This is a genomic window from Acinetobacter dispersus (assembly GCF_009884975.1).
In the GTDB taxonomy this organism is placed as follows: domain Bacteria; phylum Pseudomonadota; class Gammaproteobacteria; order Pseudomonadales; family Moraxellaceae; genus Acinetobacter; species Acinetobacter dispersus.
This window is the reverse complement of record NZ_CP041970.1, coordinates 3,236,295-3,261,773: the sequence shown is the minus strand read 5'-3', so window position 1 is coordinate 3,261,773 and position 25,479 is coordinate 3,236,295. Positions and strand designations below refer to the sequence as shown.

The 25,479-nt window shown below is 42.6% G+C and carries 25 protein-coding genes and 1 riboswitch; of the genes, 5 read left to right on the top strand and 20 right to left on the bottom strand.

The window, feature by feature from the left end; translation table 11 throughout:
• Positions 1 to 101: 101 nt before the first annotated feature.
• The 8 genes from guaB to FPL17_RS14970 all read right to left on the bottom strand — a co-directional run bounded on the left by guaB (position 102) and on the right by FPL17_RS14970 (position 10,026).
• Positions 102 to 1,568: an IMP dehydrogenase gene (gene guaB / locus FPL17_RS15005; protein ID WP_005147644.1), complete on the bottom strand. Its 1,467-nt coding sequence runs from the start codon at positions 1,566 to 1,568 to the stop codon at positions 102 to 104.
• A gap of 141 nt (positions 1,569 to 1,709) precedes the next feature.
• Complete coding sequence (locus tag FPL17_RS15000; protein ID WP_005185856.1) at positions 1,710 to 2,075, bottom strand: YkgJ family cysteine cluster protein; 366 nt, start codon at positions 2,073 to 2,075, stop codon at positions 1,710 to 1,712.
• Between the two features lie 127 nt (positions 2,076 to 2,202).
• Complete coding sequence (locus FPL17_RS14995) at positions 2,203 to 3,009, bottom strand: oxygen-binding di-iron domain-containing protein (RefSeq protein ID WP_159885890.1); 807 nt, start codon at positions 3,007 to 3,009, stop codon at positions 2,203 to 2,205.
• Between the two features lie 164 nt (positions 3,010 to 3,173).
• Positions 3,174 to 3,749, bottom strand: a complete 576-nt coding sequence (locus FPL17_RS14990; RefSeq protein ID WP_159885888.1) for a TMEM165/GDT1 family protein — start codon at positions 3,747 to 3,749, stop codon at positions 3,174 to 3,176.
• Between the two features lie 83 nt (positions 3,750 to 3,832).
• Positions 3,833 to 3,974, bottom strand: a riboswitch (yybP-ykoY riboswitch).
• Between the two features lie 34 nt (positions 3,975 to 4,008).
• Positions 4,009 to 4,296 carry a hypothetical protein gene (locus tag FPL17_RS14985; protein WP_005185861.1) on the bottom strand — a complete coding sequence of 96 codons (288 nt, stop codon included), beginning with the start codon at positions 4,294 to 4,296 and terminating at the stop codon, positions 4,009 to 4,011.
• A gap of 137 nt (positions 4,297 to 4,433) precedes the next feature.
• Positions 4,434 to 6,401: a 2-oxo acid dehydrogenase subunit E2 gene (locus FPL17_RS14980; RefSeq protein ID WP_159885886.1), complete on the bottom strand. Its 1,968-nt coding sequence runs from the start codon at positions 6,399 to 6,401 to the stop codon at positions 4,434 to 4,436.
• 2 nt (positions 6,402 to 6,403) lie between these two features.
• A complete protein-coding gene (aceE, locus tag FPL17_RS14975; protein WP_005185866.1) occupies positions 6,404 to 9,121 on the bottom strand; it encodes a pyruvate dehydrogenase (acetyl-transferring), homodimeric type in 2,718 nt (905 codons plus the stop codon).
• 203 nt (positions 9,122 to 9,324) lie between these two features.
• Positions 9,325 to 10,026: a M23 family metallopeptidase gene (locus tag FPL17_RS14970; protein ID WP_005185870.1), complete on the bottom strand. Its 702-nt coding sequence runs from the start codon at positions 10,024 to 10,026 to the stop codon at positions 9,325 to 9,327.
• 104 nt (positions 10,027 to 10,130) lie between these two features.
• Here FPL17_RS14970 and FPL17_RS14965 point away from each other — a divergent pair, with 104 nt between their 5' ends.
• On the top strand, positions 10,131 to 10,571 hold the full coding sequence (locus FPL17_RS14965; protein ID WP_159885884.1) for a DciA family protein: 441 nt from the start codon (positions 10,131 to 10,133) through the stop codon (positions 10,569 to 10,571).
• 98 nt (positions 10,572 to 10,669) lie between these two features.
• Here the strand turns inward: FPL17_RS14965 and lpxC are convergent, their stop codons facing one another.
• The 9 genes from lpxC to FPL17_RS14920 form a co-directional block, all read right to left on the bottom strand.
• Positions 10,670 to 11,572 (bottom strand): UDP-3-O-acyl-N-acetylglucosamine deacetylase, encoded by a 903-nt coding sequence (gene lpxC / locus FPL17_RS14960; protein ID WP_005209471.1) that lies wholly within the window; start codon positions 11,570 to 11,572, stop codon positions 10,670 to 10,672.
• Between the two features lie 111 nt (positions 11,573 to 11,683).
• Positions 11,684 to 12,865, bottom strand: coding sequence for a cell division protein FtsZ (ftsZ, locus tag FPL17_RS14955; RefSeq protein ID WP_005185882.1), 1,182 nt, complete (start codon positions 12,863 to 12,865; stop codon positions 11,684 to 11,686).
• Positions 12,866 to 13,029: 164 nt separating this feature from the next.
• A complete protein-coding gene (ftsA, locus tag FPL17_RS14950; protein WP_005185883.1) occupies positions 13,030 to 14,292 on the bottom strand; it encodes a cell division protein FtsA in 1,263 nt (420 codons plus the stop codon).
• A 62-nt stretch (positions 14,293 to 14,354) separates the two neighbouring features.
• Entirely contained in the window at positions 14,355 to 15,212 is an 858-nt protein-coding gene (locus tag FPL17_RS14945; protein WP_159885882.1) for a cell division protein FtsQ/DivIB, read from the bottom strand.
• 5 nt (positions 15,213 to 15,217) lie between these two features.
• The gene (locus FPL17_RS14940) at positions 15,218 to 16,144 is read right to left on the bottom strand and encodes a D-alanine--D-alanine ligase (RefSeq protein WP_005201595.1); all 927 of its coding nucleotides are present in this window, start codon (positions 16,142 to 16,144) and stop codon (positions 15,218 to 15,220) included.
• 111 nt (positions 16,145 to 16,255) lie between these two features.
• Positions 16,256 to 17,701, bottom strand: a complete 1,446-nt coding sequence (gene murC / locus FPL17_RS14935) for a UDP-N-acetylmuramate--L-alanine ligase (RefSeq protein WP_159885880.1) — start codon at positions 17,699 to 17,701, stop codon at positions 16,256 to 16,258.
• A 13-nt stretch (positions 17,702 to 17,714) separates the two neighbouring features.
• Positions 17,715 to 18,812, bottom strand: coding sequence for an undecaprenyldiphospho-muramoylpentapeptide beta-N-acetylglucosaminyltransferase (murG, locus tag FPL17_RS14930; RefSeq protein WP_032864351.1), 1,098 nt, complete (start codon positions 18,810 to 18,812; stop codon positions 17,715 to 17,717).
• A gap of 227 nt (positions 18,813 to 19,039) precedes the next feature.
• Positions 19,040 to 19,984, bottom strand: coding sequence for a glutathione synthase (gene gshB, locus FPL17_RS14925; RefSeq protein ID WP_159885878.1), 945 nt, complete (start codon positions 19,982 to 19,984; stop codon positions 19,040 to 19,042).
• 224 nt (positions 19,985 to 20,208) lie between these two features.
• Positions 20,209 to 20,688, bottom strand: a complete 480-nt coding sequence (locus tag FPL17_RS14920) for a glutathione peroxidase (protein ID WP_151715411.1) — start codon at positions 20,686 to 20,688, stop codon at positions 20,209 to 20,211.
• 178 nt (positions 20,689 to 20,866) lie between these two features.
• On the opposite strand from FPL17_RS14920, the gene FPL17_RS14915 reads away from it, so the two are divergent.
• Both FPL17_RS14915 and FPL17_RS14910 read left to right on the top strand, forming a co-directional pair.
• Complete coding sequence (locus tag FPL17_RS14915) at positions 20,867 to 21,319, top strand: MarR family winged helix-turn-helix transcriptional regulator (RefSeq protein WP_159885876.1); 453 nt, start codon at positions 20,867 to 20,869, stop codon at positions 21,317 to 21,319.
• Positions 21,320 to 21,508: a DUF3565 domain-containing protein gene (locus FPL17_RS14910; RefSeq protein ID WP_159885874.1), complete on the top strand. Its 189-nt coding sequence runs from the start codon at positions 21,320 to 21,322 to the stop codon at positions 21,506 to 21,508.
• 84 nt (positions 21,509 to 21,592) lie between these two features.
• On the opposite strand, the gene FPL17_RS14905 is transcribed toward FPL17_RS14910, so the two are convergent.
• Genes FPL17_RS14905 through FPL17_RS14895 form a run of 3 tightly spaced genes read right to left on the bottom strand, consistent with a single transcriptional unit; the run spans position 21,593 to position 24,064 of the window.
• Entirely contained in the window at positions 21,593 to 22,348 is a 756-nt protein-coding gene (locus FPL17_RS14905; RefSeq protein ID WP_159885872.1) for an SDR family NAD(P)-dependent oxidoreductase, read from the bottom strand.
• Complete coding sequence (locus FPL17_RS14900) at positions 22,349 to 23,650, bottom strand: FAD-binding oxidoreductase (protein ID WP_159885870.1); 1,302 nt, start codon at positions 23,648 to 23,650, stop codon at positions 22,349 to 22,351. It lies immediately after the preceding gene.
• A complete protein-coding gene (locus FPL17_RS14895; protein WP_159885868.1) occupies positions 23,651 to 24,064 on the bottom strand; it encodes a GtrA family protein in 414 nt (137 codons plus the stop codon).
• Positions 24,065 to 24,090: 26 nt separating this feature from the next.
• On the opposite strand from FPL17_RS14895, the gene FPL17_RS14890 reads away from it, so the two are divergent.
• Both FPL17_RS14890 and FPL17_RS14885 read left to right on the top strand, forming a co-directional pair.
• Positions 24,091 to 24,969, top strand: a complete 879-nt coding sequence (locus FPL17_RS14890) for a decaprenyl-phosphate phosphoribosyltransferase (protein ID WP_159885866.1) — start codon at positions 24,091 to 24,093, stop codon at positions 24,967 to 24,969.
• A gap of 19 nt (positions 24,970 to 24,988) precedes the next feature.
• Positions 24,989 to 25,402, top strand: a complete 414-nt coding sequence (locus FPL17_RS14885; RefSeq protein WP_159885864.1) for a divergent PAP2 family protein — start codon at positions 24,989 to 24,991, stop codon at positions 25,400 to 25,402.
• Positions 25,403 to 25,479: the final 77 nt, after the last annotated feature.

Here is a 25,479-nt window from a genome sequence, read left to right as displayed (position 1 = left end):
TGGTGTCTAACCATATCCTTCTTCATCTAATTCACTTTACACCAAAACAAAAAAAACCGTCAGTGTCCTGACGGTTTTTCAATCAGCAAAGTTACCAAAAATCAACCAACGCGATAGTTTGGTGCTTCCTTAGTAATCGTCACGTCATGAACATGTGATTCTGACATGCCTGCTGAAGTAATTTTCACAAATTTCGCATTTTGACGAAGGTCTTCAATCACAGATGAACCTGTATAACCCATTGATGAGCGTAAACCACCCATCATTTGGTGCACGATGTTACCCATTGGCCCTTTATATGGAACTCGACCTTCGATGCCTTCTGGTACTAACTTTTCAGCACCTGCTTTAGCATCTTGGAAATAACGGTCAGCAGAACCAGATACACCCGCCATTGCACCCAATGAACCCATGCCACGGTATGCTTTGTAGTAACGGCCTTGGAAGAATTCAACTTCGCCAGGTGCTTCCTCTGTCCCAGCAAGTAGAGAACCCACCATAATCGTGCTTGCACCAGCACCAATCGCTTTCGCCATATCACCAGAGAAACGAATACCACCATCTGCAATCAAAGGAATTTGATCTTTCAATGCGTTGGCAACACTATCAATTGCAGAAATCTGTGGCATACCAATACCAGCCACAATACGTGTCGTACAGATTGAACCAGGGCCGATACCGACTTTCACAGCATCTGCACCTGCATCAAGCAATGCCAATGCTGCATCGCCCGTTGCAATATTTCCACCAATGACTTGAACTTGCGGGTAGTTTGCTTTAACCCAGCGTACACGCTCAATTACACCCGCTGAGTGACCATGGGCAGTATCCACCACAATCGCATCTACACCAGCATCAACCAACGCTTCTACACGGCTTGGTGTTTCTGCACCAGTACCAACCGCAGCACCAACACGTAAACGACCCAAATCATCTTTACAACTGTTTGGGTAGCTTTCAGCTTTACGGAAGTCAGTTACGGTAATTAAGCCTTTAAGCTCATTGTTCTCGCCAACAACCAAAACTTTTTCAATGCGATGCTTTTGTAGCAATGCTTGGATATTTTCTTTCGACTCGCCTTCACGAACAGTCACGAGACGATCTTGACCTGTCATGATGTTGCTTACAGGCTGCTCAAGATTGGTTTCAAAGCGTGTATCACGACCTGTGACAATCCCCACGACTTTGCCATCTTTTACAACAGGCACACCGCTAATGTTATTCGCTTGGGTAATCGCAATCAGCTCACGCACTGTTGTTTCAGGGCCAACAGTGATTGGGTCTTTCACCATACCAGCTTCAAATTTTTTCACACGGCGAACTTCAGCGGCTTGCGCTGCGATATCCATGTTTTTGTGCAAAATACCAATACCGCCATTTTGCGCCATCGCAATTGCCATACGTGATTCAGTCACTGTATCCATTGCAGCAGAAACGAGAGGGATATTAAGTTGAATTCCGCGAGTTAAACGTGTCTTTAAGGAGACATCTTTTGGGAGAACAGTTGAGTAGGCAGGAAGTAATAAGACATCATCGAAGGTTAGCGCTTCTTGAACGATGGTCAGCATAACAATCTCACTGGTAATTTCCGTGAGCTATTATAAACAAATTTCGATGTGATTTTCATTTTCTATGATGAAAATAATTTCAAGCATTGCTTAAAAAGCTGTCTGATCGACGCTTATTGCTTCCAAACCCGATAAATCCAGTTAGCAAACCTGATCATAATTGTCATTATTTTCAGAGGACTGCTGCTCAATCGTGACCAACGGAATCAGTTTGTGCGCCAACCGTGCCTTGTTACAATGTGAATCGGCAATCTGCACTTCCTTGCAACTTGAACTCCGAAATGGGTAGATGGAACAGCTCACTTGCTGTCCCACCTCTCCTTGCAAAGCCACACATTTGACTTGTGCTTGATTGGTTCCCTTCATACAGGAATAGACGGCTGTAAGTGGTTCAACCATGTGCTCAGGGAGCTGTTCTGCCTCAGCCCAATAGAAAGAAACACGGTAATTTGCACAACAGGCACCACAACTAACACACGCATCTGGTGTCGCAATTTGAGACAACATTTTCTTAAAATTCTCGTTATCAAATTTAATCCTTTATCTGATGAATCCTAAGAAAATTTATTGGTGGCGACAAGAGTGCTCAATCAGCGATTTATGTATTTTCCAGTCATTTTCCTGACTCAGAAATTTAGCTCATTTCAGTCGGTAAACTAAAAACATATTCATTCATCAAATCAACACCACATTCCAGCGTTTCGATCCAGTCCAGAAATTGATTGATCATCTCTTTGCCAATAAATGCTGTGCCATGTTGCGGCACAATCATGTCGATATCCATTTGGCGAACCATATTGACCCACAAACGAATCACCTTATTGGAACACATATAACGCTGATGGAAACCTTTCATTTTTTTAATATGTGCCTCAAAATCGGTAATTGGTAAGCTAGCATCGTCAACAATCGAAGCACCCATATCCCCTGAAAATAAAATTTTTGCAGTAGGATCATAGAACTGAAAGTTGCCAACTGAATGCAGGAAATGTGCAGGCACGGCAACAATGGCAGATTCGCCCAAAGGAATAATTTGCCCCGTATCTGACAGTTCGATCAGGCGCTCTTCCCAATTCCCCTTCATACGCTCACTCATAAAAGCTGAATTCAAATGCGGTAAAAAGCGCGCCCATAGTTTTGATGCCACCACTTTGGCATCGGTATAGACCAACCAGCGTGGCATTGAGGTAATAATGTCAGGGTCTTGATGCGAAGCCATCACATAATCCAGATTTTTCAGTTTGGTATAGCGATTAAGCTCCATGGTTAAAGGCACATAAGTCAGATCTCCACCAGGATCTAAAACAGCCGCCCGATCATGATCAATAATTAAAAACTGATTGGCCTGAATACCTTCCCCTTTAACCAAACTGGTAAAACTAATGCATTTATGTGTGCCATTATCAAATAAGATTTGCGATGTTGTCCGCTCGAAACTCATAACTTCCCCAGAAAAATTCTTTAAATATGAAATATTTTTAATTCCATAATAAAATAATGGGATTTAGTTCATGTTTCAATCAGATCTTGGACTTTTATCATAATTTATAGCAAAAAGACCCATCACTATTGGATGGGTCTTTACTGATTTAATATTCGATTAGATTAGAAGAAATAATGCTGCACTAAAGTAGAGACACCAACAACCAAGAAAATTGCAGCGCCAATTTTATGAATCAGGGAAATCGGCAACTTATCTGCCAGCTTATCACCAATAAACACTGCAGGTGCATTAGCAAGCATCATCCCAAATGTGGTACCCAGCATCACCCAAAAAATACTGTCAAAACGTGCTGCCAAAGCCACGGTTGCGATTTGAGTTTTATCTCCTATTTCAGCTAGGAAGAATAAGATAAAGGTTGCGCCAAATACCCCAAATTTTTGCCATTTATTGATATTTTCAGTTTCATCTCCCAATTCATCAGGGATTAACATCCAGATCGCCATACCAATGAAACCAAGCGCAAGAATCCACAATAAAATATCCGGACTCAGTACCGTGGTGATCCATTGTCCCAAAACAGCAGAAATACCATGGTTAATGGTAGTGGCTAATAAAATAGCAATTAGAATCGGAATCGGTTTACGAAAACGTGCAGCAAGTAATAATGCGAGCAGTTGTGTTTTATCACCCATTTCAGCAAGGGCAACAATTGATGTGGAGATGAGAAATTCATACATAGTTGAATGCTCTGGCTAGCAAAATATACCGATGACCTACCCCTCCTGCTAGCCAAAATCAAATAGATTGATGCAGAGTGGTAAATCAAAGGTCTTGCCAACAAAAGCACAGCTGAAAAGCTGTTCTTGGTTCTTTGCTATGATGACCATGTTCTGTTGAACAATTATGTTGATCATCACCTCTTTACTTTGCGTAAAGAGCGGCTACTCCCCAATGAAGTAACGCCATTCTATCAAACAATAAAATGCTTTTGAATGGTTAAGCCCAAAATTTTTGGTAACTCCAGACCAATATACGGACAAGCCCCAAAAATAATGCCAGATAGGTACTGAGACCGAGAAAACCAAAACTGCCCCAGCCACTTGCACCACCGACATGCTGTGCCTGATACTCCATTGCCATCACCACTGTCGCCACCAGCACTTCGACGCCCATTACGGCGTACATGACCCAGTCCCAAGGAAAATGCAGGAAACTCACCCACAATCCCATTAATACAAAAACGATGAGTAATAAGGGTAGCATCACCCGATAAATCACTAACATCCTTGCTCCTTGATCCAAAAAATCGTTATCAATACGAATTTATTTTAGGCAAAAGTATTCTCAAATAAAGCCATATTTTTGTCATCCTAAAAATAGAAAACCCCGCCAAAGCGAGGTTTTCTAAATTCAAACAGTCATTAGAGCAATAAGCTACGAATGTCTTTGAGTAACTTGGTCAGCTTATTGGTAAAGCGTGCTGCATCCGCACCATTAATGACACGATGGTCATAAGACAATGACAATGGCAACATCAAACGTGGATCAAAGTCTTTACCATTCCATACAGGCTGCATGGTTGCTGGTGAAATACCTAAAATCGCAACTTGTGGCCAGTTCACCAATGGGGTAAATGCTGTTCCACCAATACTGCCTAGGCTGGTAATGGTAAAGTTAGCCCCTTGTAAATCTTTCGGTGACAATTTGCGATCACGTGCCTTTTGGCTGAGTTCGGCCAATTCTGTTGCAATCTGCTTAATTGATTTTTGATCAGGGTTACGTAATACCGGAACAGTTAAGCCATCTGGAGTCGCAACTGCAATACCCATATGAATTTCGCTACGTAACAACACTGACTTCTGATCATCGGCCAAATGCCCAGCAAAATACGGCTCTTCTTTCAGCAAGTGCGCAACCGCCTTAGCAATAAAGGCCAAGATGGTTAAGCTCAGACCCTGTTTTTTAAAGCCATCTTTCAGTTCGCCACGCCATGCTTCAAGCTCGGTGATATCCGCCAAGTCAAACTGTGTCACTTGCGGAATAAAGTTATTCAATGATAATTGCGGTACAGACACTTGCTGTAAACGCGTCATTGTTTTTACTTCACCGCCACCAAATGCACTAAAGTCTGGTAACTTCGGCAAGCCTGAAGCAACTGCTGCCGCTTGGGTTACTGCAGCTGGTTGTGGTGCAGTCAGACGTGTTTTCACATAAGCAAAGACATCGTCCTTCATCACACGACCGTGCTCACCTGATGCTTTCACCTGTCCAAGAACCACACCTAACTCACGTGCCAGTTTACGCACGGCTGGACCCGCATAGACTTTCGCATTGTCAGCTTCTTGCTGTTTAGTCAACTTCTCAGCTTGTGCAGGCGCACTTGGGGCTGCTGTCGCTGCCACCTGTGATTTTGCTGGCGCTGTCGTTGCTGCTGGTGCAGAAGGAGCTTGAGCTTTTGGTACAGATGCTGGTGCAGCGGCCTGACCACTGACCTCAATCGTTGCCAAAGCCACACCTTGACGCACTTCTTGATTCGCAGACACATGGATCGCTTTCACAATCCCTGCTACTGAACTTGGCACTTCAACAGAAGCCTTATCTGACTCAACCACGCATAGGCTTTGTTGAGCTTCAACGCGATCACCAACGTTGACTAGAATTTCTGAAACAAGAGCTTTTTCTACACCTAGATCAGGTACTTCAATTTCAACATTACCTGTTGAGGTATTTGTTGCAGCTGGTGCTTCAGTCGTTGCGACTGGCGCTTCTGTTTGAGCTGGGGCTGCTTGTGGTTCAGATGACGTTGCAGCACTCGCAGTCTTGACCTGAATCAATACAACGCCTTCTTTGATGCTGTCGCCTTCTTTAATCTGGATCGCTTCCACAATCCCCGCAACCGAGCTTGGTACTTCTACAGTCGCTTTGTCCGATTCAACCACCACAATGCTTTGTTCAGGTTCAATCTGATCACCCACTTTCACCAGTACTTCTGCAACCAACGCTTTTTCTACACCAATATCAGGGACTTTTACATCCACAATCTGGCTAGCTGTCGCTGCTGGAGCGGTAGCTGGTTGTGCTTTTGTTTCAGCTTCGACAGGTTTTGCTTCTGCTTTTGGCGCTTCTGACTTCGGTGCTTCTTTCGCAGGTGCTTCAGTAGCAGACTCAGACTCTAATTCGATCAATGCGACGCCTTCAGTGACTTCATCGCCTTGTTGAACCAGAATACTTTTCACGATACCTGCCGCCGTGCTTGGGACTTCTACCGTTGCCTTATCTGACTCTAACACCAGAAGGCTATCGTCAACTGCAACATGGTCGCCTACTTTGACCAAGATTTCTGCAACGAGCGCTTTATCTACGCCAATATCAGGTGCTTGGATTTGCATGATTATTTCCCCTCACCTGTTTGCGCTTCATTGTATTCAGCAACTGCCTGAACTTCTGGATGCGCTTGTGGCGCCCATGCAACTGGACGGTCCGTATCTAACTCAAAGTTAGAAATTGCATCTTTGACCAAACGATTTTCAACTTCGCCTTCATCCGCTAATTTTTTCAATGTCGCAACCACGATATGTGCAGCATCAACACCAAAGAAACTACGTAAGTTCGCACGAGTATCTGAACGACCGTAACCATCAGTACCTAATGCAACAAATGGACGACCATCTGGAAGATATGCGCGAATTTGTTCGCTATACGCACGCATATGGTCTGTCGCAGAAACGACAATACCTTCAGTTCCACGTAACTGTTTAGATACCCAAGATTCTTTCACGTCTTCAGTAAGCGGGTGTAAACGGTTGTATTCTTCACATGCCATACCATCACGCGACAATTCATTGAAGCTTGTTACGCTCCAAACGTTTGAGTGGATCTGGTATTCATCACGTAAGATTTTCGCAGCTTTAATCACTTCACGCAGAATGACGCCTGAACCAAGTAATTGAACCGTTGCTTTTTCATCTTTTTCGAACAAGTACATACCACGTTTAATGCCTTCCTCAGCGCCTTCTGGCATTGCAGGATGCTCGTAGTTTTCGTTCATTACAGTGAGGTAATAGAACACACGCTCTTGGTTCACATACATACGTTGTAAACCGTCGTGTACGATCACAGCCAATTCATAACCAAAACATGGATCATAAGATACACAGTTTGGAATTGTGTTCGCCAAGATATGTGAATGACCATCTTGGTGCTGTAAACCTTCACCGTTCAATGTAGTACGGCCAGCAGTCGCACCGAGTAAGAAACCTTGTGCCTGTGCATCACCAGCAGCCCATGCAATGTCGCCAATACGTTGGAAACCAAACATTGAGTAGTACATGTACATTGGAATCATTGGCAAGTTATTGGTTGAATAACTGGTTGCCAACGCAGCCCAAGCACTCATCGCACCCGCTTCGTTAATTCCTTCTTGCAACATGTGACCGTCACTTGCTTCACGGTAATGCATTAACTGTTCTTGGTCTTCTGGGGTATATTTTTGACCGTGAGCCGCATAAATACCAAGCTGACGGAACATCCCTTCTAAACCAAAAGTACGTGCTTCGTCTGGAACGATAGGAACTACGCGGTCTTTAATTGCTTTTTCTTTCAGTAAAGCAGCAATTAAACGCACCATCAGCATCGTGGTCGATTGCTCTTTACCACCCGAACCATTTAATACCGCATCAAATACTGATAATTCAGGAATCGCTAAAGTTTCACTCTCACGACGACGTGCAGGCAGGTAGCCACCTAATGCCTCACGACGCGCCTTCATATACTTCATTTCTGGAGAGTTTTCACTTGGGCGGTAGAATGGAAGTTCTTCTAATTTATCATCTGTAAATGGCAGGTTAAAACGGTCACGTACATATTTCAAAGAGTCGATCTGCATTTTTTTGATTTGGTGAGTTTTGTTCACCGCTTCAATTTCTTCAGATAAACCATAACCTTTAACTGTTTTCGCAAGAATAACGGTTGGTTGACCTTTGGCTTTCATTGCTTCTGCATAGGCAGCAAAAACTTTGTACGGGTCATGACCACCACGGTTAAGATTGTCGATGTCTTCATCGCTTAAATCTTTTACAAGTTCCGCAGCTTCTGGGTACTTGCCAAAGAATTTCTCACGTGTATATGCGCCGCCTTTCACTTGATAGCGTTGGTACTCACCATCAACTGTTTCTTCCATTACTGCTTTTAAAGCGCCCGAACTATCTTGCGCAAGTAGTGGGTCCCAATGACGACCCCACACCACTTTAATGACACGCCAGCCCGCACCACGGAATAAAGATTCTAATTCTTGAATAATTTTACCGTTACCACGTACAGGACCATCGAGGCGCTGTAAGTTACAGTTCACAACCCAAATCAGGTTATCAAGCTTTTCACGACCAGCAAGTGAAATTGCACCCGTACTTTCTGGCTCATCCATTTCACCATCGCCCAGATAAGCCCAGACTTTACGATCTTCTTCTTTGATCAAGCCACGATTCATCAAATATTTTTGAATGTGCGCTTGATAAATCGACATGATTGGACCAAGCCCCATCGATACGGTAGGGAACTGCCAATAGTCAGGCATTAAATAGGGATGTGGATAGCTTGGTAAACCATTACCGCCAACTTCGCGGCGGAAATTACTTAATTGCTCTTCATTTAAACGTCCTTCAAGGAAAGAACGCGCATAAATACCAGGCGCACAGTGGCCTTGGTAATAAATCATGTCACCGCCAAAGTTATTGCTGTTTGCGCGGAAGAAATGGTTAAAACCAACGTCGTACAATGTTGCAGACGATGCGAAACTTGCAAGGTGACCACCAAGATCGTCACCCGTTTTATTGGCACGTAATACCATCGCCAATGCATTCCAGCGGATCAAGGCACGGATACGGCGTTCCATATCCTGATCGCCAGGCATTGCTGGTTGTTCTTCAACTGAAATGGTGTTGAGGTAAGGTGTATTTAAGCGCTGGATTGGCACATGTTTCGCAATTGCCCGTTGATAGAGTTTTTCTAGTAAGAAGGCAGCACGTTCCGTGCCCATATGTTGTAATACTGAATCAAATGCTTCTTGCCATTCTTGGGTTTCTTGCGCGTCAGAGTCGCCATAAAACGCCATACAATTCACCTTTTCCCTTAAGTTATTTGTCGACCCTATTTTTATCATGTTTTGCTGTGATAGAACTATTGCCCCAGATGAATGCAAAACGCCTTATTATTTTCTGACAAAATAGTCATTGACCTAAATGAAACAAAACACATAAAAAATCGCCAATAAAGGCGATTTTTTGAATATTTATATACAACTGTTAACAAATTACATTAAGGCAACATTGCTAAATAAGTTGATGGATTTTTACGTTGACCATCTTTTACAACTTCAAAGTGTAAATGTGGTCCAGTACAACGACCTGTACAACCCACATTTGCAATATGTTCACCTGCACCAACACGGTCACCTGCACTCACGATTAAACGTGAAGCATGTGCATAACGGGTGATATAACCATTGCCATGATCAATTTCAACATATTGACCATAACCCGTACCCCAACCTGACTTTGTTACAACGCCAGGGCCTGTTGCATAAATTGGTGTACCTGATGGTGCAGCAAGATCAACACCTGAATGGTGGCGAGTAGAGCCAAGTAGCGTACGATTCCCCCAAGAAGAACTTACACGACCTTCTTGTAGCGGATGGCTAACGAGCCAAGAATAACCTGTGTTTGCAGAGAATGAAGGTGCGTTGTCTTGAGATGAAATCGCTGAACGACCATATTTCTTCTCGATCGTCGCATTATTCAATTCAATGGTTTTTTCGCGTAATTTAACTGACACATTCGATACAGCTGGCAAATCCATATCAGCTGAATGAGTATAAGAACCTTGAGCTAAGGTTTTTGATAATTGCTCTAAGCGGTCATCGCCTGTCGTCTGACCAATGTTCTGATAATCTGCGAAAGCAACCGAAGCAGCTGAAGCAGCTAATGAAAATGCGAGTAAAATACGACGCGTATGATGCATAAAAACCTCTTGAAACCGTCCTTCAAACGTTCCTTTATCATCTGTTCCTTGATAACAGCTGAACCAAACGCTTAAGATGGACACATTACCTCCGAGGAAGCCACATGTCTGAACCTAACAACGTTTTCCAACAGAAAGGACAACATATAAAAACTGGAAACTTAACGCTTCTGACGACGCAAGTGACACAATGGAAACAACTTACGAAAATTATTCAACCGTTATTGCCCCAACCAGAGCAATGGCAAGTTGTTTGTTATCAACAGGGTGTTTTGATCCTAACGGGTGAAAATCAAGCAATGATTAGTCAACTCAGTTACTTACAAAGCCACTATGTTGCGCAGTTAGCTCAGCTCGAAGGACTCAAGGAATTACGAAAAATCCAAGTTCGCTTAAGAAACAAAAATGTTGTCTCTCGTGAACCCTCTCCCCCAACAAAAACACTGACATCAGAGACCCAAGAGCTATTACGCAGCGCCGCTGAATATGTGAGCGACCCTAAGCTTAGCCAAGCTTTACTACGTTTGGCAAGCAATAAAAAGTAAACTGCATAGATTAAGTGTTGGAATACACACTATTTTTATGTGACAGAAATCTCAGATTCAATTGTTATAACATAACATAGGCAATAAAAGACAATGACTTATGTCACACTTACATAAGGAATTGGACAATCACTCTCGTTATTAAATGTTACAATTTCATAGCTGCTTGGATCATTTTGAACATTGCGTAATAACTGATTATTCAGCGCATGCCCTGATTTATAACCATCAAACTTGGCAATAACTTGATGTCCAAGCAAATACAAGTCACCCACAGCATCTAGAATTTTGTGGCGCACAAACTCATCAGCAAAGCGCAAACCTTCCTCATTCACCACACCTGTGTCATCGACACCAATCGCATTTTCCAGACTCGCACCTAGCGCCAAATTATTGGCTTTCAAATAGTCCAAATCTTTCATAAAGCCAAAGGTTCTTGCTTCACTGACTTCATAGACGAAGGTTTCTGTAGAAAAATCGATGGTTGCTGACTGGTATTCTTTGGCAAATGCAGGGTGGTCAAAGTCGATGGTAAAGTTGAGTTGGAAGCCAGAATGTGGAGAGAAAATTGCTTTTTTGTCGTCAATTAAAGCCTCTACAGGCTTTAAAATACGAATAAACTTCTTTGGCGCATCTTGCTCCGCCAGTTCACCTTGCATCAGTAAATAGATAAAAGGCCCTGCACTACCATCCATGATCGGCACTTCAGAGGCAGACACTTCAACAATCAGATTGTCGATGCCTAATCCCGCAATCGCACTCATCACGTGCTCAATGGTACCAACCTTGATATCTTCACGAACCAAGTTCGAGCACATAAAGGCTTCTTGGATCAACAAAGCATTGGCAAGGATGTCAACAGGCGGATTTAAATCGATACGGCGAAAGACAATACCTCCATCAATATGATGTGGAACAAAATTAATCAACACCTTCTGACCACTGTGCAGACCAATCCCGCTCGCTTTCACCACACGTTTGAGAGTACGTTGTTTCAACATGCCATACCAACTTCATTTGCAAAAACCGATATAACTTAGCATATTTTGCCATTTTAAAAAAATAAAAAAGGGGGCAATTCATTGCCCCCTTTCTCTAAATATATGATTTTATTATTTACGCTGTTGATTTTTCAGATAGTCTTGAATGCTCATTGGCGATGAACGTGGCGTAGAATTCGCTGCTGCACTCGCTGGAGCATCAACATTTGCACGTTTGCTGATCGCTGGAACATCATCTTCATCAACTGATTGTTGCGCAGATTGAGAAACTGGTGCATGCGAAGTCACGGCACGACGTTTTTGATCAACTTCACTCGCATTACGCGTTAAACCTGTAGCAATCACAGTGACACGAAGTTCATCACGTGCATCTGGATCGAATACCGTACCATAGAAGATTTCACCTTCATCCAAATCAACGATTTGGTTAACGACATCGGTAATAATTTCAGTTTCACGTAGGGTAATGTCATCACCACCCGTGATGTTGATCAACACACCTTTTGCATTGATAATATTTACATTATCAAGCAATGGGCTACGGATCGCCTGTTCAGCGGCTTGACGAGCACGATCTTCACCGCGACCCAAGCCAGCACCCATCATCGCATAACCACGCGTACTCATTGCAGTTTTCAAGTCAGCAAAGTCGAGGTTAATGTGACCACGATTGACCACAAGATCAAAAATACTGCGCACTGCGTTCAACAATACATCATCTGCCTTTTTATAGGCATCTTTCATTGAAATATCGCCATAAACACTAAGTAAGCGTTGGTTTGGAATGATGATTAATGAATCAACGTGTGCTTCTAAAGCATCAATCCCTTTTTCAGCAGACTTTTGACGACGACGGCCTTCAAAGTTGAATGGTGTAGTCACCACACCTACAGTCAAGATGCCCATTTCTTTGGCAACTTCAGCCACCACTGGTGCAGCACCGGTACCTGTACCACCGCCCATGCCGGCAGTAACGAATACCATATCAGTACCTTCAAGGTGCTGACGGATCACGTCACGGCTTTCTTCCGCTGCGATTTGGCCTACTTCTGGATTCGCACCTGCGCCTAAACCACGCGTACTTTGTTCACCCAATTGAATTTTGAATGGAGCATTCATGCTATCCAATGCTTGTTTGTCTGTATTTGCACAAACGAACTTTACGCCTTGAATATCAGATTGCGCCATATGCTGCACGGCATTACCGCCACCACCACCAACACCAAATACTGTGAAACGGGCTTGACCGTTGCCATTGTCTAGTTCATCTTCTATAAATTCAAATGAGGCCATGACCTTTAGATTTCCTAATATTAATGGCAGTTACTTCAGCCCGTTACTGCCCTGATTTTTAAACAACTGATGTGTAGGATGCTGTTCAATAATCGCTAGCTTGTCAAGTACAGTGGCGGATTTAGAACAACTTCCTAACAAATTTTCCCAAAAATAACTACAACTTAAAAAATGGCCTTTAATTTGCTATTTAATGCATTCCAACCATTGGCAACACGATCAACAAAACTACGATCACTTGCTTCTTCTGGTTCTTCAACGGTATCTTGCAAATCACTTTGGCTAAACATCAACAAGCCCGATACTGTGGCATACATCGAACGACGCAAAGCTGGTAAATGTTGATCATCCGCATACACCTGTAATGGTGGATTGCCCAAATGTGCAGACACACCCAACATACGACGCGCCAAATTCACCATACCTTCAATTTGACAAGAATCGCCAGTGAGTACCACCCCATGATAGAGACCATGAATCGCACCGCTATGTTCCAATTCTTCACGAATTAAAGTGAAGATTTCTTCATAACGCGCAATGATGATTTCTGCAAGTTCAATACGACTGATGGTTTGTGTTCCATCAATCGCTTGTACTTGAATCATGTGATCTGGCTTAACGACGCTTAAATCAACACAACCATGTAAAATCTTGATGCGTTCAGCTTCTTCTGTTGTAGTCTGCAAAACAGCAGCAATATCACGAGTGACATTTTCACCACCACGTGGCAAAGTTCGCGCCAAAGCCAAACGGCCATCTAAATACACCGCAATATTGGTAATGCCTGCGCCAATATCAACTAAACACACGCCATATTCTTTTTCATCTTTGAGTAGACTGGCTTCAGCAGTTGCCAAGCAAGACACCACCATTTTTTCTACCCCGATATTTGCCCCTTTCATGGCACGATCAAGGTTTTGCATGGTGCTGATCGGCATCATCATCAGCTGATAATGCCCTGTCATACTATGTGCTGACATATTGACTGGGTTTTGCACCCATTCAGCCGAATCACCTAACTCAAAGCCTAAAGGTACAGCACTGGCCAGATAATAGTCTGGCGATACATGACTGGCTTTGGCTAACTCTAAAGCACGTACCACTTCATTTGTCGTAATAATATGATCGTGGTTAGCGACAGGCGTACGACCTGATGCATAAAAGCTTTGTAACTCTGTACTTGGAATCGACACCCACGCACTATGAATACGACATTCCGCCATATCCTCAGCTTCGGATACCGCATTTTTAATCGCCGCAATCACCTTGTCTAAGCTAACAATCTTGCCTTTAACCATACCTCGGTTGCGAGCAGTTGCCATGCCAATGACTTGGATCTTATCTGGTGCATGGATCTTACCAATCAAAACTGAGACTTTATGGGTCCCAATATCAATCGCAACAACTGAGGGAACAGCTTCACTCATTACTTCAATACCATATCTTTAGTGTTGTTTAGGACAACTGTCCTTTATTTTCAAGCCACGTATTATGGCTTTGCCTGAATTGCCCCTGCAAGGCTTGTGTCATCAATCGTTACAACTAACTGACCGTTGACAATCTTTGGCGGAGCTGCATTTTTCCACTGAATAGCCAAGCCATTCCGATAACGCAAATCAATCGCCGTGATTTTTGACCATACAGGTTTTAAATCCGTTTGTGCCAAATGGCTTAAACGTTGCAACTTATTCATGGTTTGATCTTGGTCCACAATAATCCGTAGGCCTGAATCAAACTGCATGAACCAAGTCATACGCTCGGTTAAATACAATTCTTTTAATCTCAAATTCGCTGGATGAAATAATTGATTAATTTCATTATAGCGACGCATCATCATTTTGGATTGGCTGCCTGGCCCATGTAAAAGCGGCAAGTTTGGATGTGCTGTTGGCACTGCCTCACTAAATACATCGCCATTGTCACTGAGCAAGCGCCCTGTTCCCCAACGCGCAATTGCATGTCGCGGCATCACCCGCACCCGAATTGCATTTGGCCAAGCCCGTGACACCACCACTCGATCAACCCAAGACACTTTTAATGCTTGATCTCGAATCTGTTCTAAATCAGAAGTGAAATAATTATCTTTAACAATTGGATTGAGAAATTTGATCAACTGTTGATTTTCAACATCTGAATTGGTCCCAACCACCTGCAACTGCGCTACACGTGCATCCGTCATGACTTTATATAAGCCAAACAAACCCAGCGCCAATACAGCAAATGCAATCACCAGCAAGACCCAACCGCCCGCATTCACCATTTTTTGTTTAGGCGAAGGCGGTTTCTCGTGAATCGAGCTAATGGCTGGGCGCGTTTTACGGCGCATAGAGGCAGGAAGCTGAGCCATAAATCTTAAGCCGACGTTGCTAAGGTTTGCTCTAAAATCGCAACACAGAGCTGATCAAAGTTATAACCCACTGCTTGCGCCGCTTTTGGCACCAACGAGTGACTGGTCATTCCTGGAACGGTATTCACTTCCAATAACCAGAAGTTGCCCTGCTCATCCTGCATCGCATCAATACGCCCCCAACCTTCTGCACCAACGGCTTGGAATGCACGTAAACACAATGCTTGTAAGCTTTTCTCTTCTGATTCGCTTAGACCGCAAGGAATCCCATATTCCACATCATTACGCTGATACTTTGCTTCATAGTCGTAGAACGCCACATCTGCGGGTGGCTGTAAACGAATCACCGGTAATGGCTGACCATTCAAGAATGAAATGGTGAATTCACGACCTGTAATCCATTTTTCTGCCATGACTACCGCATCATGCTGAGTCGCTTTTTCAATTGCCGCAGCAAAATCTTCCGCTTTCTCAACCTTACTCATGCCGACACTTGAGCCTTCATGTACAGGTTTGATAATCACTGGCAAGCCCAATTCAGCAATTACTGCATCAAGATCGGTATCTTTAGTGACAATACGGTAAGGTGCGGTAGGTAAATCGCTGCCTTGCCAGATTTGCTTGGTTTTAACTTTATCCATACCAATCGCTGAGCCTTGTACGCCCGTACCAGTATAAGGAAGGTTTAACCACTCCAATACACCTTGGATCTGGCCATCTTCACCGCCACGACCATGCAATACGATAAAAGCACGATCATAACCAACCAATTCAGTCACACTACGATCTTGTGGGTCAAATGCTTCTGCCTGAACGCCCGAACGTAATAACGCCTCTAAAACAGCTTGACCGCTGTCCAATGACACAGCACGCTCAGCCGACTTCCCACCAAACAACACAGCAACTTTGCCGAATTTTGCAGCATTTGACACGTTTATATCCTTAAAACTTTTCTAAATTCTCTAAATCTCCCCTGCCCCCTCTTTCATAAAGAGGGGAACTCCTCCCTTTAACAAAGGGAGGCTGGGAGGGATTTTCTAAAACTATTTGGCATACAAGCGATGCTGAGCCAATTCTACCGAAATTGCGCCAACGTTACCCGCGCCTTGTGTTAATAACAGGTCATTTGCTTGTAACACTTTTTGTAAAACGTTCGGTAAATTGCCTTCCACTGGATCAACCAAAATTGGTTCAACATCACCACGTAGACGAATACTACGCGCTAAAGCACGACTATCAGCGCCCACAATCGGCTTTTCACCTGCTGGATAAACTTCCAGTAATAACAACTGATCCACTTGCGATAACACATCAACAAAGTCATCAAAACAATCACGGGTACGGCTAAAACGGTGCGGCTGGAACAACATTACCAAACGACGGTCTGGATGGCTGGCACGTGCTGCCTTAATGGTTGCTTCAACTTCTTTTGGATGGTGACCATAGTCATCCACCAATTTTACCAATCCTTCATCAACCTCAAATTCGCCCTGAACTTGGAAGCGACGACCAACACCACTAAAGCCTTCTAAGGCACGGCAAATCGCGCCATCAGACACGCCTTCATCAGTCGCTACACCAATCGCAGCCAATGCATTCAAGACATTATGCAAACCTGGTTGATTGATAGTGACACGCAATGGCTCACGGTCTTTACGCAATACAGTAAAATGCGACTGCATGCCTTCTTGCACCACATCCACCGCACGGATGTCATTGTCTTCAGCAAAACCATAGGTCAACACTGGACGACCCACGCGTGGAAGAATTTCACGGATGTTAGCATCATCGCCACAGACCACAGCCAAACCATAGAATGGCAGGTTATGTAAGAACTGAATAAAGGTATCTTTTAACTTATCAAAGCTACCTTCATAGGTATCCATGTGATCTGCATCGATATTGGTCACGATCGCAGCCATTGGTTGCAAATACAAGAAAGATGCATCTGACTCATCCGCTTCCGCCACGATAAAACGGCTTTCGCCTAATGCAGCATTTACACCTGTGCTATTCAGCAAACCGCCAATCACATAAGTCGGATCAAGGTTTTCTTCTGCCAACATGGTGGTTAATAAGCTTGTCGTTGTGGTTTTACCATGCGTCCCCGCAACCGCAATCCCGTGACGGTAACGCATCAACTCACCCAGCATTTCCGCACGACGCACGATTGGCGTACGTTGTTCGATAGCTGCTTTAATTTCTGGGTTTTCAGGATCAATCGCAGTCGATACCACCAGTACATTGGCATTTTTAATATTGTCAGCTGAATGACCAATAAATACTTTAATACCATTCGCTTCGAGTTGAGCCGTGGTTTTCGACGCTTTAATGTCTGAGCCTGAAATTTTATAACCTTGGTTACTCAATACTTCGGCAATACCGCACATCCCCGCACCACCAATACCAACAAAGTGGATATTTTTAATACGGCGCATTTCTGGCACTTTAATCAGCTTTTTGGCTTGGTTTGGATTTGTAGGAGACATAAATAAACTCGAATTACAATTTTTTAATCAGATCAACCACATGCTGAGTTGCATTCGGTTGCGCTTGTTGACGTGCTTTTACAGCCATTTCAGAGAGTAGCTGACGATTTAATAAGGTCGCTAATAACTCATCTAAAACAGCAGGTGTCATGTCTGCTTGCTGGCAAATCTTGGCTGCGCCAGCATTCGCCAAGAATTTCGCATTTGCCGTTTGGTGGTCATCTACCGCAATCGGTAAAGGCACAAAAATCGCCGCCAAACCTGCGGTTGCGACTTCCGTCACTGTTAAAGCGCCAGCACGGCAGATAATCAAATCTGCTTCACTATAGGCTTTTGCCATATCGTGAATAAAGGGTTCCACTTGAATATCCAAACTCGCAGGTGCACCTTGATACAATGCACGCGTGGCATCTTGCTTGTTTTGACCACACTGATGGAAGACCTTGAGCGGAACATTGACCTTTTTCAAAGCTTCAGGCAAACGCTCATTCAATGCTTGTGCACCCAGTGAACCGCCAACAATCAGAAGATTGATAGGCAATTGTTCCTGTTCACGGGTTTGATAGCGCCATGATGGATTTAAAATCGCAGTAATCTCCGCACGCACAGGATTACCTGTGGTCACGACTTTATCACTGTTTGCAAATGTATTTGGAAAAGCCTGACACACGGTCTTGGCAATACGTGCCAATTGGGTGTTGGTAAACCCTGCAATCGCATTTTGCTCATGAATCAGCACAGGAATACCGAGCAAACGTGCAGCCAAACCACCTGGGCCTGCCACATAACCACCAAAACCCGCCACAGCATCAATCTTGAGCTGTTTCATATAGCGCATGGCGCTGAGCGTGGCTTTTAAAATTTTAAACGGTGCACTGAGTTTACGAACTAAACCATTGCCGCGTACACCTTGAATATCAATTTGATAAATTGGAATATTTTGATCTTTGAGCAACCGATTTTCCATTCCCGTAGGCGTCGCTAACCAAGAGACTTGGCAGCCTTCCTGTTGCAGCTGTTTGGCAACAGCAAGCGCGGGAAACACATGCCCACCAGTACCTGCGGCCATCATCAAGACATGTTTGGGTTTGTTCTGCGGTGAATTGGTCACGGTCTAATTCTTCAACTCAAAAAAAGAAAGTTATCGTCTATTGTTTTCGAGCGTTATTTTAATCCTAAAGCTTCATTCACGAAAAGCGAATTTCACTTGTTTACAACAGAAAGCTATGCTTTTTTCGATTCTTTGTTAAAAACAAGGTACTGCCGATATGTAAATGCCCATTTGCATCCAAATTTTCATTCAATACAAACGGGCAATTCGGTCAAAAATGCAACTTTTTATTTTTTACGACCTGCTTCTAAAACATCGAAAAGATCGTCGGCAATCGAGGTGCCAAATTGTGCATCAATCTCACGGATACAGGTTGGACTGGTCACGTTAATTTCAGTCACATAGTTACCAATCACATCCAAACCAACAAATACCAGACCTTTTTCACGCAGGAATGGGCCGACTTTTGCCGCAATCAATTTATCATTTTCAGTCAGTGGACGGGCTTGACCTAAACCACCTGCCGCCAAGTTACCACGCACTTCGCCATTTTGCGGAATACGTGCCAAGCAATACGGAATCGGCTCGCCATTGACCATCAAGATGCGTTTATCACCTTCGACAATTTCAGGGATATAACGTTGCGCCATAATTGGACGTGTACCCATTTCCGTGAGCATTTCCAAAGTTGAACCAATGTTTACCCCATCTTGATACAGACGAAAAATCCCCATCCCACCCATACCATCTAATGGTTTTACAATCACATCGCCATGTTCTTTGATAAATTCACGAATCAGGCTTTGTTGTGAGGTTACCAAAGTGGGTACTTGTAATTCAGGGAATTGGGTCGCGAACAGCTTTTCATTACAGTCACGTAGCGATTGTGGTTTGTTAATAATCCATACGCCTTCACGCTCTGCCTGCTCCAAAATATAGGTGGTATAGACAAAATTCATATCAAATGGCGGGTCTTTACGCATCAACACCACATCGTAATCCGCCAAAGATTCTTTTCTTTTTTCACCCAACTCATAATAATGGTTATAGTCTTCAAATACTTTCAGTGGTGAGATCAGGCCAAAGGCTTTGCCTTGGTCGATATATAAATCGTGTTGTAATGCATAACCCAATTCATGTCCGCGACGGCTTGCCGCCCATAACATCGCCATAGTTGAATCTTTTTTAAGATTCACAGTTTCAATCGGGTCCATCACGACCAGTACACGCATAATCTGACGCTCGTATTTTTAATCTTGGCAAAAAGTATAGCGAAGTTTGCGGTCAATCGTGAAACAAGTTGTATAAATCTTAAAGATTAAAAAATCTATTTTGTTCAATTAATTACAACATATTAAAAATGTTCAGCTTTATGATTCAATTTGCTTCGGATGAGGAAATCACCAGTGGATGCACCGTAGACCAGTCATTTCCATCTTCCTCATTTTTAGCCTATTTATCCCAATAGCTTTTGAATATCTTTTGCAATTTTTTCAGGTTTGGTAATCGGGGCATAGCGTTTGACCACGTCACCGTTTTGATTGATCAGGAATTTAGTGAAGTTCCATTTAATGCTGCTACCTAACAGACCCTTGGCTTCAGAGGTGAGGTATTGATATAAAGGATGTGCGGTTGGGCCATTTACATCAACCTTGGCAAACATGGGGAACGATACGCCATAATTGCGCTGACAGAAGCTGCCGATTTCTTCATTGCTCGATGGATCTTGGTTGGCAAATTGATTACATGGAAAACCGAGAATCACCAACCCTTGTTGTTGATAGTCCTGATATAACTTCTCCAAACCCTCAAATTGTGGTGTTAGACCACACTGGCTTGCGGTATTCACCACCAATAACACTTTGCCTTGGTAATCCGCGAAGTTCTTTTGTTCGCCTTCTAACAATTCAGCCTGAAAATCATAAATCTTGCTCATAGGTGTTCTCTCTTCTATCCAATAATGGATGTACTCAAAATAGTTTGCTGAATCATTCAGCTTGCCTATTTAATATTTCACACAATTATATTGCGTGCAAGTTAATTATGCACAATGTACTTTTAAAGCAATCCAATTTATACTGAATGTTCAACAATCGAGTCGAGGAAAAACCATCATGGCTGAAGTTTCATTTTTGGATAACCAAGTGTGTTTTGCCATGTATTCCGCGACCAATGCGATGATTCGCCAATATCGCCCTTTGCTTCAGGAATATGATCTGACCTATCCGCAATTTATTGTATTGCTGGCTTTGTATGAGCAGGACAATGTGATGTTGTCTGAGATTGGACAAAAGACTTTTTTTGATTCTGGAACGCTGACACCGATTATTAAAAAACTCGAAGAAAAGCAGTTTTTAAAGCGTGTTGCGGTCAAAGAAGATGAGCGGATGAAGAAAGTAATCTTGCTGAAAAAAGCACTGGCTGCAAAAGATGAAATTACCCTCATTCCCTTTAAGCTTGCCTGTTCGTTGGGAATGGACCCGAATGATCTAGTGGCGATTCATAACTTATGTCACCGTTTTTTAAAGGGTTTGGAACAATCTAAACTCGAAAGTCTGGAAAATTAAATGCAGCAAGCGATTGTCGGTTTTCATCTCGATGAAGAAGGACATTATGTTGCTGATCTCGCCTGTGGGCATGGGCAGCACGTCCGTCATGATCCACCGTGGCAAAATCGTCCTTGGGTGTTAACCAAACAAGGGCGGAAAGAGAAATTAGGGGTAATGTTGGAATGTAAGAAGTGTGAGGAAAAATAAAACCTAATACTGCATCAAAATTTAAGAGAAACATCAACTAAAAAGCCCAATAGATGATTGGGCTTTTTAGTTGATACATATTATTTATATATCCATTTTCTTAAATAAAAAGAACGGTAAATTTCGAATAATCATCATAATGATTGCCCATTTACCTGGTGTATAAATGGTTAATTTACCTTTCTCTATTCCTTGCACAATATCACTCGCAACTTGCTCAGGTGAAGCAAGCTTGCCTTTACCAGACATTCCAGCCGTCATAGGGGTCGCTGTCGGACCAGGCTTGATTAAAGTCGCTGTAACTTGAGAACCTGTTAAGGCTAAGCGATGTTGTAATCCTTGTAGATATTTATCAAGCAACGCTTTTGATGCACCGTATACATAATTCGATTTACGACCACGATCACCCGCTACGGAACCAATCACTGCCAATTTCCCATGATTATGTTCAATCATATGCTTGGCAATAACTTCAGTAAATAACGCAGGTGACAACGCATTGACTTCAATTGCCTGTTGACATTGAACTAGATCATTTTGACATTGATCTTGATCAGGTAAATTGCCATGCGCAATCAGGGCAATATCAATTTTTCCCTGTTGATTGATGGTATCAATACAATCTTGAATTGCCGCAGCATTTAAAAAATCGACGGTCTGTAATTGGATATTGGCCTGCGGGGTACGGACTTTAAGATCATTCGCAACACGCTGTAATTTGTCTTGGTCTCGACCCAACAGAATAACTTCACAAGGCTGCTGCTTAAGCCAGAGTCTGGCGCAGTGTTCAGCAATAGCGGAGGTTCCACCTACAATTAAGATTTTTGGTTGATTTGACATTTAACCCCCTAATAGACGACGAGACATTTCCGAGCTGATGCCTGGGTCCCGATATTTTAAAAATTCATTCAAGTGCGGATAACCCGCTTCAAATAATGACCTTGGCATACGAGCATCTTTGGCTAAATAAAGGCGGCCTTGTGCTTGCTGCACAATATGATCCAATTCATTTAACAGTTTTAAGGTTTTTTCACCACGATTAGGGAAATCCAACGCCAAAGTAACACCAGATTTTGGAAAGCTCAGTAACCCCCCAGACTCACGATCACCAAATGTTTTTAATACCGCTAAAAATGAGCCTTCGCCTGATTTTTTAATGGCGTTTAACATATCTTGAGTGACTTCTTTGCCAATCTCGTTCGGCACCACACTTTGATATTGATAAAAACCTTTCGGTCCGTACATTTTGTTCCATTCATGCATGGCATCTAATGGATAAAAGAATGGCTCGTAATGTACTTTTTGCGGTTGGCTTTTGAGCGAGTTCCCGTGAAAGTAGGCAAAATTAAAGACCGGTAAACTGAGTTTATTCACCAAGGAAATCGGAGGAGTAATCGGAAATGTTTTATCGTTTATTTTAGGTTCCGCTTGCGTAGATGCACTCGCCAAATTTCCCCGTGAAAAAAGACCTTTGGCATTCGCACCATTCATACAATCAATCCAGGACACAGTATATTCCCAGTCTGCTTCAGATGAGTCAGAGAGTGCAAAGAACTCATCTAAATTGTGATAAGGAATGGTTTCTGAATCAATCCATGAACTTTGCACGGGACGTAATTGCATTTTTGCTTCTAAAATTATACCTGTTAGGCCAATCCCGCCTACAGTTGCATAGAACCAATCAGCCCTTTCAGTCTTTGAACATTCAATAATTTCACCATCAGTCCGCATCAGCTTAATCTGCAGAAGGTGGTCACCAAAAGACCCAAAAGCATGGTGGTTTTTGCCATGTACATCATTTGCAATGGCCCCGCCGACAGTAATCATCTGCGTGCCTGGGGTTACAGGTAACATCCAGCCTTGTGGGATGAGTGTTCGGTGAATATCTTGTAAGGTAGCACCTGCTTCGCAGTGCAAAATTCCAGTATTTAAATCAAAAGAAATCAAATGATTCATGGCTGTGGTCAGCCATAAAAGGCCATTGCCATTTAATGCCACATCACCATAACTACGTCCCATACCATGAGCGATACCTGGGAACGTGCCATGTTTTATTTGTTTGGATGCTTGTGAAGGTGTTATTAAAGGGATAACGTGATGTTCAGCGTCAGAAAGTCGACCCCAAGCCTGTATTGTTTTCATTTATGCCTCAACTTTACGAAACACAAAATGTTTATCTAAATAATATTTGCAAATATAGCCAATCAGTAGACCGATTATTCCACCCACGTAACGCATCTCTTTGGTTCCAAAAGCTGCATGAAAGCCAAACTCAAAACCCCAGAAAATAATCGTAGTAAAGATACCCATAATGGTATACAGCATAAAAACCTTTCCATCATGTTTAGTATTCTGTGTTTTATATTTAAAAATATACTTTTTATCTAAGATATACTTAACAATTAAACCGACACCTGTGCCGACAAAAATTGAAATAAAAATATAAAAATTTCCAACATAAATATAACTGGAAATATCTTGTGCTATAATATTGCAAAACGTAGCAACTATAGCAAATGCTGTATAAAGCAGCGCGAGCTTAATCGAGTCCATCATTTATATTTAATAGCGCTGAAAAAAAAATGTATGATATAGCAGAAAATCGGTCTTTTCTAGCGGAAATCCCAGGACTGATAAAACTAATAAGACCTAAACAATGGCTTAAGAATAGCTTTGTTTTCGCACCTCTGATCTTTGCAGGCGAATTCCTAAATTTAGACTCTATTTATTCCGTATTATTTGCGGCATTTTTATTTTGTCTAGCGGCCTCAGCGGTCTATATTGTTAATGACTTAAAAGATATAGAAAAAGATCGGGCACATCCTGAGAAGTCATTGAAACGACCTTTAGCTTCGGGGCAAGTGAGTCCCCAAAGTGCAATTATTTTATTAACCTTGATTTATATTGCTTTAGGGTTCGCTTGGTTAGTTGCGCCAAAGCTCATCTACGTGATCGTGGTATATTTACTGCTGAATTGGGCCTACACCTTTAAACTAAAACATGAACCCGTTATTGAAATTTTCATTGTAGCCTTTGGTTTTGTATTACGAGTGTATGCAGGCGCTGTAGCTCTTGCCGTGCCAGTTTCTCACTGGATGTTTATTACGACATTAAGTATTTCACTGTATCTCGCTTCAATTAAACGTCGTCAGGAACTAATACAAAGTGGCTCGCAAGGGCGTGGTGTACTTGAACACTATTCAGTCAGTCTGATTGACCGCTTTGCAGGCATCTCTGCCGTTACAGCCATTGTTTTTTATAGCTTGTACACGATGGAAGTACAACCACAACTGATTATCACTATTCCATTTGTGATGTTCGGCTTATTCCGTTACTGGTTTATTGTTGAAACATTAAAAGGTGGAGAATCTCCAACTGACGTGATCGCTCAGGACTGGCAAATATTATTAACCGTTGTTTTATGGGTCGCATGTTGTATCTGGACATTATTGCCAGCCTAATTTTATTTTGGATTGTTTTGTGACGTATTATATTTACCTTATTACCCCATTTTTAGCTTGGCTAGTTGCTGGCTGTCTAAAATTTCTTATTAATTCAATTAAAGCCAAGAAATTGGCTTTTGGATTAATTGGCTATGGTGGATTACCAAGTAATCATAGTGCCATTGTAAGCAGTATGGCTGCGCTTATTGCCATTAAGGAAGGGATTGATACACCTGCTTTTGGTGTTGCGCTTACCCTCTCATTTATTGTGCTTTTAGATGCGAATAGCTTAAGACGTGCTGTTGGCAAACATGCTGCAGCCATCAATCTTTTAGCTAAAAATATGCCTGAGTATCAGCATTTAAGAGAGCGTATGGGACATACAAAGATTGAGATCTTAGCTGGTATCGTTGTAGGTGTTTTCGTTGCTTATTTAGCAAGCATGTTATAAGTCAAATATTACCTTGGGACTAATAACTTATTAAACGTTAATTTAGTCACCAATCTAATCTTTGCCTACCCTCCCAG